Below are 17,640 nucleotides of genomic sequence, written 5' to 3'. Positions count from 1 at the left end.
AGGCGGTGGGTGCATGAGATTCTGACAGAAGAAATGCTTCAAAAGCTAAAGAATGAACCTGAATTGATGCTTCATCGAAAGCAAACTGTTGAGCACCCCTTTGGCACAATTAAACTCTGGATGGGAGCTACCCACTTACTAACACGAGGTTTAAAAAGCGTGGGGACAGAAATAAGTCTTCATGTCCTAGCTTACAACTTCAGAAGAATGATAACAATTATGGGAGTTAACGGCCTAAGTAAAGCAATTAGAGTAGCGTTGCCATAGCAGTTTCGCTCGCGCGGAGAAAATTGCGATACTGAGAAAAAATCGATCGCAACCATCTTAAATGGTTTCAAACTAAGAACATACCCAAGACAATTTATTAAAAATTAGTTTTTACACAGTCTGGGCACATAGCTGACATTGCTACAAATAGACTACATAGAGTTGATATAGAAACAAAGAAAGAGCGTAACTCATTGATTTTATTGGTAGCCCCTACAGGAATCGAACCTGTAACTGCCCCTTAGGAGGGGGCCGTTATATCCATTTAACTAAGAGGCCACGCTGGGTGCTAAGTACTAAGTGTTTGGAAATTATAACGGTATCTGGTTTTTTATATCAAGCCTCAAATTAAGTTAATTGCTTGATAAATATATATCTTCTTTATTTAATACGTAAAGCGGTATAAATGTTCGGCTGCTGGCGGCAAGGCGCTTATTTTCAATATTTATCACGCGAGCGTTAACAACAACCCCATCTGCACGGTAAATTAATGTACCCGATAAAACATGGCTGGCTATATTCGTACCTGCAAGCTTGCTAGTGTTTCGGGTGAATGCAAAGTCGCCTTGTTCATTAACGGTAATTAAATTGGCTGTTTTAAAATCAACCGCGCTATAACCAAACTTTTGTAGCTGATGTATAAAAGTTTCTGATAACTGATTACCTAACTGGCTTGCTGTAGTTAAACTTGCGTCTAAATCAACGAACGACGTGACTGCAATCGCTGCATCTTGCGGGACTACTTGCATGGTGTCGGTTAAATCAAGTGCCATTTGCTCTACGTAGTTAACTAAGCTTTTATGATGCTTGTTAGGGTTAAACTGCGTTGTATCAGCATATTGCTCTTGCTCGTCATTGCGCTGCATTTGCGACATGATTTGGTTAAAATCAAGATCACTTACCACTGTTTGCTCTGGCTCAGATTTGGCGGATTCAGCCATGTTAGATTCACTAAGTAAATTACAGCCTGAAAGTAATAGTGATAATGCACTTATGCTAATTAAAGCTGAGCGCTTAGCTAAGTTAGCCATGATAAACCTCACTTACTCGCCTGTTTAAGCATAATGCCATCAGCACTGTTACTGCTATTTAGCGCATCAACAACTGATTGCGGAATAAAGCCCTGTGCAGAGCCTACAACCGCTTTACTCGCTAAACCAACAATTCGTGCATTTACTAATATGCCGCCTTGGTGGTTTACTAACGTGCCTGCTAATACGTAACTAAAGTTTTGTTCTTGGTTAAGCTCTAAATAGTCGCGGCTAAAAACAAAATCGCCACCAGGGGTTACACGCATATAATCGGTGGTTTTAAAATCGATTACCGGTACACCAAAATTATGTAGCTCATGCATAAAGCTCTCGGCAATTTGATTGCCCACTAAGCCAGCATTGTTATAGTCACGGTCTAAAAATACAAAGCTCGATACCGCCAATGGCGTTTTAGTATTTACGTACTGTAAATTTTCAGCCATGTCTTGCATGATGCCACGCACATAGTGATTAATATTTTTGCGTGTTGGCGTGTTAACTTGTTTGTTTTTATTCATCACTGCTGTTTTATTTTGATACAGCGAGTCGCTTTGTGTAGGTGCGGCTACAGGACGTTGCTCAAAAAACATAGGTGCATCGTCGGTAATTTGTGTGTCACTATGGTTTTTCATTTGTGAACAACCAAAGCCTAGTGGCAAACATAAAGTTAATAGTAGGCGTTTCATGTGCGCTCCTAATTAATATTCACTGCGGTAAATATAGTCACCGCGCTGCTGTATTTTTTCATTGCTCCACATCACATTGATGGGAATTTCAGTACTGCCGGCAGATACAACTTGATTAGTTTGCATATTTACCATGCGCGCGTTAACAATATAAGCATGCTCTTGACGGGTTAAAGTACCGGTGATGACAAAGTCAATAATCTGACGCTGCTTTAAATTGCCAGTATTGCGGCTAAGTACTGAGTCTGCACTCGCTGATAAGTTAAGTTGGTTTTCAAGCCGGTATTCAACCGTGTTATAACCTAATTGGGTGAATTGGGTTATTAAGCTTTCCTGAATTTGCTGGCTAAGCCCTGCCCCTTGCCCTTGAGCAACATGAGAATCTAGGGCATCTGCTAAATAAAAGCTACTGACCGCAATTGAAGCGGTGCTTTTAAAAGGCTCTTTAATATGGCTAAGCTGGGCACTCAAGCTATTTACGTACTGGTTAAGCGTATAAGGTGCCATAACCGCTTTAGGCGCATCAGTGCTTATACTCGGCTTTGGCTGGGGTGTTAAGCTACAGCCCGCTAAATTTAATAATAGTAAGGGTAACAAAAGGCGCATAGTTGCCATCCTCTAAAAACATAATAGTTACATAGCAATTATTATGCCTAATACCCTAGATACATATTTATTTTAATGGCTGTTGGGTGTAATGGCTCACAATGCAGTTGATTTGGCGCTGTTTTAGTTTATCGCAATCAGCAGCGGCATTCGCTTGATTTTGATAAGCTCCAAGCTTTAAACGGTAGTAAGTAACCCCACTTACATTAATAGTTTCTACATTCGCCACAAATTCGCCCTGAAATAATGAAGATGCACTTTTAAAGTTAAAATACTCACCTAATTTTAATCGATAATAGGTTTTGTTATTAACCTTTGCTTTTTCAATATTTGTCGTGATTTTGTCCTTAAACAAAGGCGCTGCTTTTTTGTTAATTTGCTTCCATTTTTTAGCAACACTCTCTTGTGAATCGAGTGACGCAACCTGCAATGCAAATACTTTTTTTGTTGGTATCAACCATTGTCACTTTTGTTAGCTTCGATGTTTGAGGGAATACTTTTTTCTTCACAATTGAGTTCGTTGCTTTCACAGGCAAACTAACAGCGTGCTTACTGTAGCTTTTTGAAGGGGCTGTAATTATTTTTGTAGGCACGCTAGCATAGCGACTACTGTGTCGCTGATTGTATGGAGCGTCCCCTTTATAGGATTTTGCGTAGCGGTTACTATACCTTTGCCTTGGTCGTTCAACTTTATCTGAGGTGCTTGCGTAGTTATTGCCATACCTGAGGTTTGCCGAGGTATTAGTCTTAATTGATAAGCGAGCATAACGATTGCTAACAGCCTGATTAGATTACGCTATTGCTTTACTGTTAATAATATCTAGGTGATCAACTAAATATGTGAGCTCACGTTCTAACTTTAATAGCCGCTTTATGCCAGAGCGTGCTTGCTGCCATTGCAAGGCGGCATCTTTTAGTTGAGCAAGCTCGAGCGCTGTGATGGTTACATATTCAGGTGAATCTTTAACTTGTTCATTTAATGATGTTTTATCAGGCGATATCGTACAACCAGTACTTAATAACAACAGTAATACGACTAACAGATATCGGTGATACTTTTTGCTGTATTCATATATTGATTGTTTCTCTTTCAATAGTTTAGACCGCTCAATTAAGTCAATTTTCAATTGAATCAATAAAGCACGTTAACAACAAAACAACCTGCTTTAACATAGCGATTACAGCACAATGTTAAATATGTCTGTATAACTGCAAAAATAGTGATAATTTAAAATACTAAAAAAGCTATTTTACAATCAAAAAAAGCGCCATATAGGCGCTTCTAATAATGATAAGTTTATTTAAATTAACGTTTTAATAAACGTTTTAAGCTCACCGGCGAATTCATCACGACGAAGAGCAAATTCAATAGTTGCTTTTAAATAACCAATTTTACTGCCGCAATCATGGCTTCGGCCTTTCATTGCGTAGGCATCTACTTTTTCATCTTGCATAAGCATGGCTATTGCATCTGTTAGCTGAATTTCATCACCAGCACCTTGAGGGGTTTTAGCCAGTAATGGCCAAATATTTTTACTCAACACGTAACGACCAACCACAGCAAGGTTTGAAGGTGCCTCGTCAACGGGTGGTTTTTCTACCATGCTTTGAATAGGTGAGCTTTCACCTTGGTTTAACTCAACATCACCTAAATCCACAACACCAAATTTATCTACGTCATCTTTAGGGACTGGCTCAACCATAATTTGACTGTGTTTAGTTTGCTCAAAGCGAGTAATCATTTCAGCTAAGTTGTCTTTTGTTAGGTCACTTTCTACATCATCAATAATAACGTCGGGTAAAATAACCACAAAAGGTTCATTGCCAATAATAGGGGCGGCACAGTTAATAGCATGGCCTAGGCCTTTTGCTTCACCTTGACGTACATGAATAATCGTCACGTCCTTAGGGCAAATAGACTGTATTTCGGCAAGTAATTGCCGCTTTACACGTTTCTCTAACGTTGCCTCTAATTCAAAGCTGGTATCAAAATGGTTTTCAATCGAGTTTTTACTCGAATGCGTTACTAGCACTATCTCTTTAATGCCAGCGGCAACCGCTTCGCTAACTACGTATTGAATGAGTGGACGGTCTACAACGGGCAGCATTTCTTTTGGAATTGCTTTAGTAGCCGGTAACATACGTGTTCCAAGGCCGGCTACGGGGATCACTGCTTTCATTATGCTCTCCTTATTTTTTAAACTGAAAATGGGTACTGAATCGCTTCATGGCATTGATAACCAACCACCTCAAAGTCATCACGTGTTACCCATGTTTCTATATCTTCGAGCGACTTAATCTCTGGGTTAATTTTTAATTGAGGAGAAGCAAATGGCTCGCGCTTTAATTGCACATCTCGCATTAAATCTAGCTGATTTTCGTAAATGTGGGCATTGGTGATTTTATGATATGCCTTACCGGCTTTGTGGCCAGTAATTTGTGCAACCAGTGCCAATAAAACAAAACATTGAATTTGATTAAAGTTTAGACCTAGCGGTACATCACAACTTCGTTGGTACGAGGTTAAATACAGGGTGTCGCCTAGTAATGAAAAGGTATGCGTATGCATACATGGGCGCAAGCAGCCAAGCTCAAACTCACCTGGATTATAAAAGGTAATAATTTCACCGCGATCATCAATGCCATTTTTTAAATTATTGATGACCTTTGCCAGTTGATCTAGTGTTGTACCATCAGGGCGTTGCCAGCCTCGTCCTTGCACGCCATAAACGCGCCCCATATCATCCTCACCTTTACGATTAGGATTATTGAGCCAGGCACTATTTTCATTGGCGTTGGCATCCCAAGTTTTACAGCCTATATTACGAAACTGCTCAGCACTATCATAGCCTCTTAAATAACCTAACAATTCAGCAATAGCTGCTTTGTAATAGCTTTTTCGCGTGGTAATCATAGGGAACTGATTATTAGCCACATCGTATTCTAAATCAGCGTTTATAACCGTTAAACAACGTGTACCGGTACGCTTATTTTCAACCCATTGTCCTTGGTCAACAATGCGCTGACATAATTCTAAATATTGTTTCATCTAACTTCTTCTTTTAAGCTTTTGCCGCTGTTTTTGATTGTGGTTGTTTATAGGCCCAAATAAGTAAGCCTAACCCGCCAATTATCATTGGTAACGATAGAATTTGCCCCATAGAGATAAAGTCGGCAAATAACCCCAATTGCGCATCTGGTTGGCGAAAATATTCAATACAAAATCTAAATACGCCGTAACCCAGTAAAAACAAACCCGACACACTTCCCGCAGGACGTGGACGCTTAATAAACCACAGTAATATGACAAACAATACAAGCCCTTCAAAAAAAGCTTCGTAAAGTTGTGAAGGGTGGCGTGCAAGCGGGCCTCCAGTTGGAAACACCATTGCCCACGGAACATCAGTGGTACGCCCCCATAATTCGCCATTAATAAAGTTACCTATACGCCCAGCCAGTAAACCAACAGGCACTAAAGGTGCTACAAAATCACCGACTTGTAATAACGATTTTTTACGCTTGTAAGCAAAAATAGCAATTGCAGTGATCACCCCCAGTGTTCCACCATGAAACGACATGCCTCCTTGGTCTATTCTAAACAAATATAAGGGGTTTTCGATAAAATAGCTAAATTGATAAAACAGAACATAACCAATACGCCCACCTAATATAACGCCCAGCATGCCGTAAAAGAGTAAATCGCTGACTTCGTCTTTAGTCCAACCTGAACCGGACTTACTAGCTTGGCGATTAGCAAACCACATCGCAAACGCAAAACCAATTAAGTACATTAATCCATACCAACGAACGCTAAGTGGTCCAATAGAAAAAATTATTGGATCAATTTGAGGAAACTCCAGTGCCATAAAAATAAACCTTTAGCTAAAAACCATTTTAATAGCGATGATAACAAGTAACATCGCGAAAACTTTCTTAATTGTATTTACAGGTAAGTAATGTGTTGCTTTGGCGCCTATTGGCGCTATAAACCATGAGGTAACAACAATCCCTAACAATGCAGGTAAATAAACAAATCCCATAAAACCATGCGCTAAGTCTGTTACTCGCCAACCGGCGCTGATATAACCAATAGAGCCAAAAAAGGCGATTACAATACCACATGCAGCAGCGCAACCAATTGCCTTTTTAATATCAACCGAAAAATAGTGCAGCATAGGCACAAGTAATGCGCCACCGCCAATCCCAATCAACCCAGATAGTGCCCCCATTATCGCACTAATACTTCCTAGCACGGGGCCTGCAGGCATCCGGTGACCTACGCTCACTTTATTACGGGCAGAAAGCACCATTCTCATAGCAATAAAAACCACACTCACCGCAAACACGGTTCGTAACATTTTCTCAGGTATAAAGCTGGCAGCAAAGCCGCTAATCAAGGCACCAATGGCCACACCCGACATTACCCAAGGGGCAATTTTCCAAGGCACATTATCATTTTTATGATGAGCTAACGCTGAAGAGGTCGAGGTAAATAAAATAGAGGCTAAAGATGTCGCAATAGCGATAACTAATACATGATCGGCAGCGGCCACATTAAAACCCAGTAACAAGCTCGTTAGCACCGGCACAATGATTAAACCACCGCCTATGCCTAGAAGTCCTGCTAAAAAACCAACAATGCAACCTAATAACGCACAACTTGCAACTAGAAGTCCTAGTTCATACATAGTTATCTCTAATACATTTAAGAATATGTATATTTTAATTGATTATATAAACAATAACAGCTCTATCATTTATAACAGCCCTATCATTTAGGTGTATAAAATAAATTACCTAGCTGATGCTCTATCATAAAATTACGGGTTAAACGCAACACTTGTTTAGCATTGGGCTGTGCTAAACACTCGCTCAGTAATTGTTCCATATCACTAACATTTAAGCGCCTAAGCACCCATTTCACTTTATTTAACGACGATAAGTTCATACTTAAGCGTCTATAGCCCATGGCAATGAGTAATATTGCTCCCTCGGGATCGCCGCCAAGCTCACCACATAAACTAAAGGGCAATTCATAGTGCTCACATTCGCTGGCAATATTATTTAATACACGTAACACAGCTGGATGATAAGGATTGAATAAATCGGCCACACGGGCATTTGCTCTATCTACCGCTAATAAATACTGAGTTAAATCGTTACTACCCACTGAGCAAAAATCGACTTTTCTAGACCACTCTGGCAGCATAAATACACTTGAAGGTACCTCAAGCATAATGCCAATATCTGGCTTTTCTATTAGTTGCTCAGGAAATGTTTCGCTTAACTCATAATAGGCTTGGTTATACAATGCCAGCGACTCTTCAACTTCATCAGTGCCACTGATCATAGGCAGCATTATTTTTAAATTACCTAAGCCAACATTCGCTTTGAGCATGGCTTTGAGCTGATCTAAAAAAAGCTCAGGATGATCTAGGCTAATTCTAATACCACGCCATCCTAAAAACGGGTTTTCTTCGGTAATATTAAAATAATCTAAAACTTTGTCGCCACCAATATCTAACGTTCGCATAACTACGGGGTTAGGATAATAGCTACTGAGTACTTCTCGATACCATTTTTCTTGTTCTTGCTGCGATGGAAACTGCCCTTTTTGCATAAACCACGCTTCGGTTCTGTAAAGACCAACACCATCACAAATATGGGCACTATTTTGTTGCGTATTAAGTTCAAGCCCAGCGTTGAGCAATAAACTAATATGCTCCCCGTCCATGGTAATTGCAGGCAGCGATTGCTCTTCTAAAAAACGATTATTGAGTAAGTTATCTTGATGTTGTAACTCGGTATACTCATCAATAAGCATTTGCGAAGGCGAAATATATAAACGTCCAGCAAAAGCATCTAAAATCATTTCTTTGTTATCAAACTGCAATAACGGTAAATCTTCAATACCCCAAATTGCAGGCACCCCCATTGCTCGCGTTAAAATAGAGGCATGGCTATTAGCTGAACCATTAATGCTTACCACACCTGCTAAACGCTCATTTGGCACTTCGGCTAACATCGCAGGAGTTAATGTGTGAGCGATGAGGATTGTGTTTTCAGGGTAGTCTTTTATTGCATGCTCGGTATTCACTAAGTGATGAAGCACCCGTAAACCAATGTCTTTAACATCAACCGCACGCTCTTTAATGTAAGGGTCTTGCATTTCATTAAACTGCGCAACTAAACGTTCAATCACAATTTTTAATGCACTTTTTGCACACCAACCTTCTTGTAATTGTGCCTCAACATTATGACCTAAGCTTTTAGCATCCAATAATTGCTGATACACATCAAACACCGCCAACGCTTCTTGCGGTATGGTATCGCTTAATGTCATCGATAAGGTGCTAAATTCCTTGCGCGTTGCAGCAACCGCTTGCGTGAATAAACGGCGTTGTTCATTCACATCACTATTTTTAGTAAGCTCTATGGACTTAAAATTAAGTTTAGGAATAACAACAAAGGCTTTACCAATACTAATGCCTGGCGCACTAGACACCCCTTTTAAAACCGATGTTTGATGAGACGACTCATCTTGACGCAATACTTCTTTTATTTCGGCATGCGCAAGCTGTGAAGCTAACTGCGCTGAGAGCGTAATTAAAAACGACTCTTCATCTTGAGAAAATACTCGAGCCATTTTCTGTTGCACAACAATAACGCCTAATACCTTTTTTTGATGAACAACAGGCACAGACAAAAAAGCGTTGTAGCCTTCTTCGTTCACTTCTGGGGAGAGTTTAAAGCGAGGATGCGATTTAGCAAACGCAATGTTAATCGCCTCTTCGCGCTGAGCAACTAGCCCAACAAGTCCTTCAGTAAAGCCAATTCTAAATTTACCCACCGCATTGGGGTTTAACCCTTCGCTGGCCATTAGTACAAAGTTATCTTGACTGTAATCGGCAAAATAAATGGAGCAGCACTGGGTATTCATGGCATCTTTTACCATTTTCACAAAGCACACTAACGCATCGTCTAAATTCGCTTGTTGCGAAACAGACTCAGCTATCGATCTGAGTGTTGCCAGCATACACTGCTCCTTTTTATGTAAAACTACCTTTTGCTTCGCCAATTGTCTTTTTGTTGCTCTCGCTTATTGAAGGGCATAGCAAAAGGAGCAAACTCTTTCATAACACGTCGATAAACATCCCGTTTAAACGATACTACCTGCCTTACTGGATACCAATAACTCACCCACCGCCAATCATCAAATTCAGGATGGTGCGTTTTTAGTAAATTTACATCTTCATCTTTACAGCGTAACTTCAGTAAAAACCATTTTTGTTTTTGCCCAATACACACCGGACTTGAGTCGCGGCGGATTAATCGTTTGGGTAATTTATAGCGTAACCAATGTTTTGAGCTTGCAACTATTTCTACATCTTCTGGTCGCAAACCTACTTCTTCGTGTAATTCACGGTACATAGTTTGTTCTGGTGTTTCACCATCATCAACACCGCCTTGGGGAAATTGCCAAGAATGTTGACCATAGCGTCTGGCCCAAAACACTTGCCCCTGATTATTGCAAATTACAATTCCGACATTGGCACGAAAACCTTCGGCATCAATCACCTTAGTGCCTCATTTGTAAGTCGATTTTTTATGATTGTTCCACATTAGCTGCAATACGGCAAATACTATTACGTACAAGCCTCGTTAACGTCCTCGGTTAAGGCAAATTAATAGCAAAATCCATTGCATGTAAATAACAAATAACACTGCCATACATAAAAACCACACTGTTTGTGCTGGTTACTCACAGCTTGTGCATAACTTTTGTAAAACACGCTCATTTAGCAAACAAATCCACAATGCAAGATCTAAAAGGTGATGTTCTCCACAGAATCTGTGGATAAACATGTTTATACATCTGTATTTATCCTTACAACAAATATAGACCTTAATTAAAACTGAACACTAAAAACAAAAAAAATAATGCAGTTCAGTTACTTAGCTAAGCTTGGCGTTTTAAAACAGCGCATAAAATTGCACCACACACAATGCGAACAAAATTCAACCAACCGCTAAAGATATCCACTAACACCCTAATTTGCTATCATGGCGTTGGTATTTATTCAACTAAAATAAACAGTATGCAACCTTTAAAACCTCATTCAATCAAGCAATTAATGCAACGTGTCGATGCTATTGCAGGACTCACACTAGGACAACTAGCACAGCAGTACCACTTTAAAACGCCAGATGATTTATTGCGTGAAAAAGGCTGGACAGGTCAACTGATAGAGTATGTTTTAGGCGCAACGGCCGGTTCAAAACCGCTCCCCGACTTTGAAGATTTAGGTATAGAGCTCAAAACATTGCCCATTTCATATAAAGGTAAACCGCTAGAAACCACCTTTGTGTCGGTTACCCCACTAATGAATGTAACTGGCATGACCTGGCACACAAGTAGCGTACGTAAAAAGTTGAATCATGTTTTATGGTTACCTATTTTAAGTGAGCGCAATATCGCCCCGTTTGATAGAACCATAGGCAGTGGCTTTTTGTGGCAACCCTCCCCCGCGCAAGATGCGCAATTACAGCGTGATTGGGAAGAACAAATGGAGTTGATTGCGCTTGGTCGGGTAGATGAAATATCAGGGCATTTAGGCGACGCCATGCAAATACGGCCAAAAGCTGCTAATAGCAAAGTAGTTACCGATGCCATAGGCCCGAACGGACAAATTATACAAACCCTGCCCCGTGGCTTTTATTTAAAAACCAGTTTTACAAAAGAGATATTAAAACAGCAGTTTCAGTTGTAATTAGTCTTAGGTTCTCTACTGTAGCTTCACTATGGACAGCCCTTCCCATTACTTTATAACACGCATAAAAAATCCCCGCATAACATAGCGAGGATTTTTATAATTTTAAACAAATTAAAGAATTACTGACCTTTAACTTCTTTTAAACCATTGTACGGTGCTTTAGCGCCTAATTGCTCTTCAATACGAAGCAATTGGTTGTACTTAGCTACACGGTCAGAACGACTTAATGAACCTGTTTTGATTTGGCCTGCAGCAGTACCTACTGCTAAATCAGCAATGGTTGCATCTTCTGTTTCACCTGAACGGTGAGAGATAACAACAGTAAAACCAGCGTCTTTAGCCATTTTAATAGCCGCTAACGTTTCAGTTAGTGAACCGATTTGGTTAAACTTAATTAAGATTGAGTTAGCAATACCATTGTCGATACCACGTTTTAAAATCTTAGTATTGGTTACGAATAAGTCATCACCCACTAATTGAACTTTATCGCCCATTAGTTTAGTTTGATGTGCAAAGCCATCCCAATCAGACTCATCTAAGCCATCTTCAATTGATACAATTGGGTATTGCTCAGTTAAGTCTTTTAAGAAGTAGTTAAACTCTTCAGAGGTAAACTTTTTACCTTCACCTTTAAGGTCGTAGATATTTGCTTCTTTGTCATAAAACTCAGAGGCAGCACAATCAAGTGCAAGCGTAATATCTTTACCAAGCTCATAACCGGCATTTGCAATAGCCACTTTAATTGCTGCAAGTGCTGCTTCGTTTGATGCAAGGTTTGGTGCAAAACCGCCTTCGTCACCAACAGCTGTTGAATGACCATCCGCTTTAAGCACTTTTGCAAGGCTGTGAAATACTTCAGCACCCATACGCAATGCTTCACGGAAATTAGCAGCACCAACTGGCTGAACCATAAATTCTTGAATATCTACTGAGTTATCAGCGTGCTCACCGCCGTTGATGATGTTCATCATTGGTAGTGGCATAGAGTAAACACCTGGCGTGCCATTTAAGTCAGCAATGTGCTCGTATAGCTCTACTTTTTTAGATTGTGCAGCCGCTTTTGCGTTAGCAAGTGAAACCGCTAAAATAGCATTAGCACCTAGTTTTTCTTTATTTTCAGTACCATCTAAATCAAGCATTACTTGGTCTACATCACTTTGAGCAAGTGCATTTTGACCTTTTAAAGCCGCTGCAATTTCATTATTAATGAAACCTACCGCTTTTAATACGCCTTTACCTAAATAACGAGTTTTATCACCATCACGTAATTCTAATGCTTCGCGAGTTCCTGTAGATGCACCTGATGGTGCAGCAGCACGGCCCCATGAACCATCAGCTAAATATACCTCAGCTTCTACAGTTGGGTTACCACGCGAGTCCATAATTTCACGACCGATTACTTTTACGATTTCTGACATCTTGATTCCTCTATATTCCCAAAATGGTGAGTACGGCTAACCTTGGCCAGCCTTAGAAACAAAAAAGGCCGCGCAATATGCACAGCCTTTTTTAAATTACGAAGACGCTTTTTGGTAGGTATGAGCCGCAGCTACAAACCCTTCAAATAGCGGATGACCATCGCGTGGCGTTGAAGTGAATTCCGGGTGGAATTGCGCTGCAATAAACCAAGGGTGATCTTTATTTTCAATAATCTCTACTAGCTTTTTATCTTCAGATAAACCAGTAAAGCTTAAACCTGCTTGTTCAAGCTGTGCAACGAAGTTGTTATTAACTTCGTAACGGTGACGGTGACGCTCAACAATTTCGTCGCTGCCATACACTTCGTGCACTTTAGAGCCAGGCGTTAAATGGCATTTTTGTGCGCCTAAACGCATTGTGCCACCTAAATCAGACTTTTCATCACGTACTTCTACGTTACCCTCAGCGTCTAGCCACTCAGTGATTAAACCAACCACTGGAGCCTCTGAATTTGCATTAAATTCCGTTGAGTTTGCATCAGTTAAACCGGCAACATTTCGTGCGTATTCAATTAACGCAACCTGCATACCTAAACAAATACCTAAGTAAGGCACTTTGTTTTCACGAGCATATTTAGCCGCTAAAATCTTACCTTCAACACCACGACCACCAAAACCACCTGGCACTAAAATAGCATCTAAACGAGAAAGGATATCGGTTCCTTTAGTTTCTAAGTCTTGTGAATCAACGTATTGAATATTAATAGTTAAACGATTTTTTAGTCCCGCATGTTTTAATGCTTCGTTTACTGATTTGTATGCATCCGGTAATTCAATGTATTTACCAACCATACCAATTGTCACTTCACCCGTTGGGTTAGACTCTTGATACAATACTTGTTCCCACTCAGCTAAATCAGCCTCAGGCGCGTCTAAATGGAAACGACGACATACAAAGTTGTCTAACTCTTGCGACTTTAATAACGCAGGGATTTTATAAATACTGTCTACATCAGGCAGTGAAATAACGGCTTTTTCTTCAACATTTGTGAATAATGCAATTTTTGCACGCTCGTTATTTGGCAGCTTACGGTCTGAGCGACAAATAAGAATATCTGGTTGAATACCGACTGAGCGTAACTCTTTAACTGAGTGCTGAGTTGGTTTTGTTTTCACTTCACCGGCAGGGCCTAAGAATGGCACTAGCGTTAAGTGAATAAATAGCGCACGTTCACGACCAATCTCTGTGCCCATTTGACGAATAGCTTCGATAAATGGTTGTGACTCAATATCACCTACCGTACCACCAATTTCAACGATTGCTATATCATAGCCTTCTGCGCCATCATAAACACGTTGCTTAATATCATTAGTGATATGAGGAATAACCTGAATTGTTGCGCCAAGATATTCGCCACGTCTTTCACGACGTAGTACATCTTCATATACGCGCCCTTGCGTAAAGTTATTACGGCTGGTCATTTTGGTGCGAATAAAACGTTCGTAGTGACCTAAATCAAGGTCCGTTTCTGCGCCGTCTTCGGTAACGTATACTTCACCGTGTTGAATTGGGCTCATTGTGCCTGGGTCAACGTTGATGTAAGGATCCAGCTTTAAAATGGTAACATCTAAGCCACGGGCCTCTAAAATAGCGGCCAACGATGCTGCTGCAATACCTTTACCCAACGAAGAAACAACTCCGCCAGTAACGAAGATAAATTTTGTACTCATGCGAACCCTAGAATATCAGGAATTAAAAGGAATATAATACCCAAACAAGTGATTTTGGAATATAAACAAGACGGGGCGAAATTGTACCAAAACATAGCTAAGCAATCCAGCTAAAAATAGCAAATCTGTGCACAAAAAACAGACATTTTTTATGTCCCTATTTATTTAATTTTTTTTATCGCATCCCATGCTGCATCCATTTCCTCTAAAGACGCAGACTCAATACATTTACCCTGTGCAATTAAGTAGTTTTGCACCTTTTCAAATCGTGCAGAAAACTTATCGTTCGCACTGCGAAGCAATTGCTCTGGGTCACGTTTAACATGGCGCGCTACATTAACAGTAGCAAACAGCAAATCACCTAGCTCTTCTGCTGTATGATCTGAGTAAGGGTTATGAGCTAAGGCTTCTTTCACTTCTTCAACCTCTTCACTCACTTTGTCAATCGCGCCGTGATAAGTCGGCCAATCAAACCCTAACGCAGCGACACGTTGTTGAATTTTTTTAGCTTTTTTTAAGCTAGGTAAACTGTTTGGTATATCTTGCCAAAGTACTGAGCTTTGACCTTGGGGTTTAGCTGCACGCTCTTGTGCTTTTATTGCTTGCCACTGCGCAGCTAATTCGGCATCGGTTTTAGGTGTGTCTTGCGCTGAAAATACATGCGGATGACGACGCACCAGCTTTTCATTTAACTGTGCCACTACATCGTTAAAATTAAATAATTGCTGCTCTTGTGCTAATTGCGCATAAAACACAATTTGAAATAGTAAGTCGCCTAACTCATTTTTTAAATCGCTTAAATTATTCGTTTCAATACAATCAGCCACTTCATAGGCCTCTTCAAGAGTATGAGGCACGATTGACGCAAACGTTTGCTTGAGATCCCAAGGGCATCCGCTCTCAGGGTTTCTCAGTGTTTGCATTATTTCCAGCAGTTGGCTTAAAGCCTCATTATTAGCCTGATTACTGCCCTCGTTTTGCACTGTGCACCCCTTCTATCTGGTGTAACTTAGAAAGCACTTTATTGGTGCCCTGTAAGTCATGCACTTCTATTTGCATCACAAAAATAGCCGTTTGAGTGCTATCAACCGTGTTGACATTCATATTGAGCACATTGACTTTTTCATTCGCCAAAGCAGAACTAATATCACGAATTAACCCAGACCGATCGCTGGCTTCAATACGAATAGTTAAGGCATAAGAGCTATTAATATCATCTGACCAACTTACTGAAATAACGCGCTCTGGGTGCTTGTTTTTTAAATTACTAAACGAGTCACAATCCTCACGATGAACGGCAATGCCACGGCCTTGGGTAATATACCCAATAATTTCATCCCCAGGTACAGGGCGGCAACAGCGAGCAACATGGCTCATTAAGCTGCCTACTCCATCAACCACAATGCCGTTTTTATCGCCAGTCACTTTACTGGGCGATTTAAAGCGAATAACCGGCTCGTGTTCCGTTCTATCGGTAATAAAGTTAAGCATTTGGTTAAGGCGAATATCGCCTGCACCAATGGCGACCATTAAGTCATCAAGTTCTCTAAAATTAAAACGCTTTATCGCTGGGTCTAAATCTTTGTAAGTTAACTCTAACTTTTGTAATTCGTTATCAAGGATTTCTTTACCCGCACTTAAGTTTTTATCGCGGTCGAGCTGTTTAAACCAATGGTGGATTTTGGCTCTAGCGCGAGACGATTTAATATAACCTAACGACGGATTTAGCCAATCACGGCTTGGATTTGGCTGCTTTTGGGTCAGTATTTCAACCTGATCGCCGGTACTTAATTGATGAGTAAACGGCACTATTTTGCCAAATACTTTTGCACCAATACACCGATGCCCTACATTGGAGTGAATGTAGTAAGCAAAATCAAGAGGTGTTGCTCCTAGTGGTAAGTCAAAAATGTCTCCACGTGGAGTAAACACATAGACGCGGTCTTCAACCACTTGATTTTTAAGCTCTTGCGCTAAATCGCTGCCATCAACCACTTCTTCTTGCCATTGCAGTAACTTACGCAACCAGCTAATTTTTTGCTCATAACCTGAACCACGCCCTGGTAACGCACCTTCTTTATACATCCAATGTGCGGCAACGCCCAGCTCTGCATCTTGATGCATGTCGTGCGTTCGGATCTGAATCTCAACAGTTTTACCTTCGGGGCCAAATACTACGGTATGAATAGATTGATAGCCATTTTGTTTTGGGGTCGCAACGTAATCGTCAAATTCTTTATTTAAATGGCGCCAATTAGTGTGCACTATGCCTAGGGCACCGTAGCAATCTTGCAGGCGCTCAACCACAATTCGCATCGCGCGTATGTCAAACAGCTGATCAAACTCGTAGTTCTTTTTCACCATTTTTTTATAAATGCTGTAGATATGTTTTGGCCTGCCGTATACCTCGGCTTTAATACCCGCTTCATGTAGGCGCTGTTTTACTTGCTCAACCATATCAGCCATATACGCTTCACGGGCAAGGCGCTTATCATCAAGTTGTTTAGCTATATTTTTATAAATATCTGGGTGTAAATAGCGAAAGGCTAAATCCTCTAGCTCCCACTTTAATTGGCCAATACCAAGGCGATTAGCAAGCGGTGCAAATATATCCGCAGTCTCTTTGGCTGCAATCACTCGCTCTTCTTCAGCGGCATCTTTTACGTTGCGTAAATGGCACACCTGTTCGGCTAATTTAATCACCACGGCACGCACATCTTCCACCATAGCAAGCAACATACGGCGAATATTATCGACCTGCACGGTACCATTGCCTTGATGAGCTAACGTACTTATGGTGGCCATTTGCGACACACCCGTTAATAACACCGCAACATGATTTCCTAAATGCTCTTCGACAGCGTCAATGCTCACTACATCATTTAAATAATAAGGGGTTAAATAGGCGGTGGCTAACGAGTCAGCATCTAAATTTAGCTCAACCAAAATCTCCACCATCTCTATGGCGGTATTTTGGCGCTCGCTATTATCGCAAGTTTGGCAAAGTTGCTGTGCTTTATTGAGTAAGCTAATTTTTTCCTGAGACAAATCAAGAGATTCTACGCGTGAAAAAAAATCACCCGCTTTGTCATGTTGATGAGATTGACGTGTCGCTACCATAATGCGC

The 17,640-nt window shown here is 40.6% G+C and carries 16 protein-coding genes, 1 tRNA gene and 1 pseudogene; 2 read left to right on the top strand and 16 right to left on the bottom strand.

From position 1 onward, the window contains the following. Positions 1–267: transposase (locus tag MTN96_RS24760; RefSeq protein WP_248532977.1), on the top strand; the 267-nt coding region annotated here is incomplete at its 5' end. Between the two features lie 204 nt (positions 268–471). Here the strand turns inward: MTN96_RS24760 and MTN96_RS24755 are convergent. The 12 genes and pseudogenes from MTN96_RS24755 to rppH form a co-directional block, all read right to left on the bottom strand. Continuing rightward, a tRNA-Arg gene (locus MTN96_RS24755) sits at positions 472–546 on the bottom strand. Between the two features lie 74 nt (positions 547–620). Further along, the gene (locus MTN96_RS24750) at positions 621–1,298 is read right to left on the bottom strand and encodes a FlgO family outer membrane protein (RefSeq protein ID WP_069440010.1); all 678 of its coding nucleotides are present in this window, start codon (positions 1,296–1,298) and stop codon (positions 621–623) included. An 8-nt stretch (positions 1,299–1,306) separates the two neighbouring features. Beyond that, on the bottom strand, positions 1,307–1,984 hold the full coding sequence (locus tag MTN96_RS24745) for a FlgO family outer membrane protein (RefSeq protein ID WP_069440011.1): 678 nt from the start codon (positions 1,982–1,984) through the stop codon (positions 1,307–1,309). Between the two features lie 12 nt (positions 1,985–1,996). After that, a complete protein-coding gene (locus MTN96_RS24740; RefSeq protein ID WP_069440012.1) occupies positions 1,997–2,590 on the bottom strand; it encodes a FlgO family outer membrane protein in 594 nt (197 codons plus the stop codon). A gap of 67 nt (positions 2,591–2,657) precedes the next feature. Beyond that, positions 2,658–2,819 (bottom strand): SPOR domain-containing protein, encoded by a 162-nt coding sequence (locus MTN96_RS37340; RefSeq protein ID WP_083238700.1) that lies wholly within the window; start codon positions 2,817–2,819, stop codon positions 2,658–2,660. An 18-nt stretch (positions 2,820–2,837) separates the two neighbouring features. Next, positions 2,838–3,615, bottom strand: a pseudogene (locus tag MTN96_RS37175) (SPOR domain-containing protein); the annotation flags it as partial. A gap of 276 nt (positions 3,616–3,891) precedes the next feature. After that, positions 3,892–4,770, bottom strand: coding sequence for a UTP--glucose-1-phosphate uridylyltransferase GalU (galU, locus tag MTN96_RS24725; RefSeq protein ID WP_013465615.1), 879 nt, complete (start codon positions 4,768–4,770; stop codon positions 3,892–3,894). A gap of 17 nt (positions 4,771–4,787) precedes the next feature. Next, positions 4,788–5,639 (bottom strand): thymidylate synthase, encoded by an 852-nt coding sequence (locus MTN96_RS24720; RefSeq protein WP_069440013.1) that lies wholly within the window; start codon positions 5,637–5,639, stop codon positions 4,788–4,790. Between the two features lie 13 nt (positions 5,640–5,652). Continuing rightward, entirely contained in the window at positions 5,653–6,456 is an 804-nt protein-coding gene (lgt, locus tag MTN96_RS24715) for a prolipoprotein diacylglyceryl transferase (RefSeq protein ID WP_064663050.1), read from the bottom strand. 12 nt (positions 6,457–6,468) lie between these two features. After that, entirely contained in the window at positions 6,469–7,278 is an 810-nt protein-coding gene (locus MTN96_RS24710) for a sulfite exporter TauE/SafE family protein (protein ID WP_248532975.1), read from the bottom strand. Between the two features lie 83 nt (positions 7,279–7,361). Next, a complete protein-coding gene (gene ptsP / locus MTN96_RS24705; protein WP_036981653.1) occupies positions 7,362–9,626 on the bottom strand; it encodes a phosphoenolpyruvate--protein phosphotransferase in 2,265 nt (754 codons plus the stop codon). Between the two features lie 23 nt (positions 9,627–9,649). Then, entirely contained in the window at positions 9,650–10,168 is a 519-nt protein-coding gene (rppH, locus tag MTN96_RS24700) for an RNA pyrophosphohydrolase (protein WP_013465620.1), read from the bottom strand. Between the two features lie 521 nt (positions 10,169–10,689). On the opposite strand from rppH, the gene mutH reads away from it, so the two are divergent. Next, positions 10,690–11,361 (top strand): DNA mismatch repair endonuclease MutH, encoded by a 672-nt coding sequence (gene mutH, locus MTN96_RS24695; RefSeq protein ID WP_069440016.1) that lies wholly within the window; start codon positions 10,690–10,692, stop codon positions 11,359–11,361. Between the two features lie 122 nt (positions 11,362–11,483). Here mutH and eno read toward each other — a convergent pair whose 3' ends face one another. The 4 genes from eno to relA all read right to left on the bottom strand — a co-directional run bounded on the left by eno (position 11,484) and on the right by relA (position 17,633). After that, positions 11,484–12,782 (bottom strand): phosphopyruvate hydratase, encoded by a 1,299-nt coding sequence (gene eno, locus MTN96_RS24690; protein ID WP_069440017.1) that lies wholly within the window; start codon positions 12,780–12,782, stop codon positions 11,484–11,486. Between the two features lie 96 nt (positions 12,783–12,878). Next, a complete protein-coding gene (locus MTN96_RS24685) occupies positions 12,879–14,513 on the bottom strand; it encodes a CTP synthase (protein WP_036981643.1) in 1,635 nt (544 codons plus the stop codon). Positions 14,514–14,674: 161 nt separating this feature from the next. Beyond that, positions 14,675–15,496: a nucleoside triphosphate pyrophosphohydrolase gene (gene mazG, locus MTN96_RS24680; RefSeq protein ID WP_248532973.1), complete on the bottom strand. Its 822-nt coding sequence runs from the start codon at positions 15,494–15,496 to the stop codon at positions 14,675–14,677. After that, positions 15,477–17,633, bottom strand: a complete 2,157-nt coding sequence (gene relA, locus MTN96_RS24675) for a GTP diphosphokinase (RefSeq protein ID WP_248532971.1) — start codon at positions 17,631–17,633, stop codon at positions 15,477–15,479. Before relA ends, mazG begins: the two co-directional genes overlap by 20 nt. Between the last annotated feature and the right edge of the window lie 7 nt (positions 17,634–17,640).

This window comes from Pseudoalteromonas sp. 2CM28B, from assembly GCF_023161935.1.
This window is presented reverse-complemented; position numbering and strand designations above follow the sequence as displayed.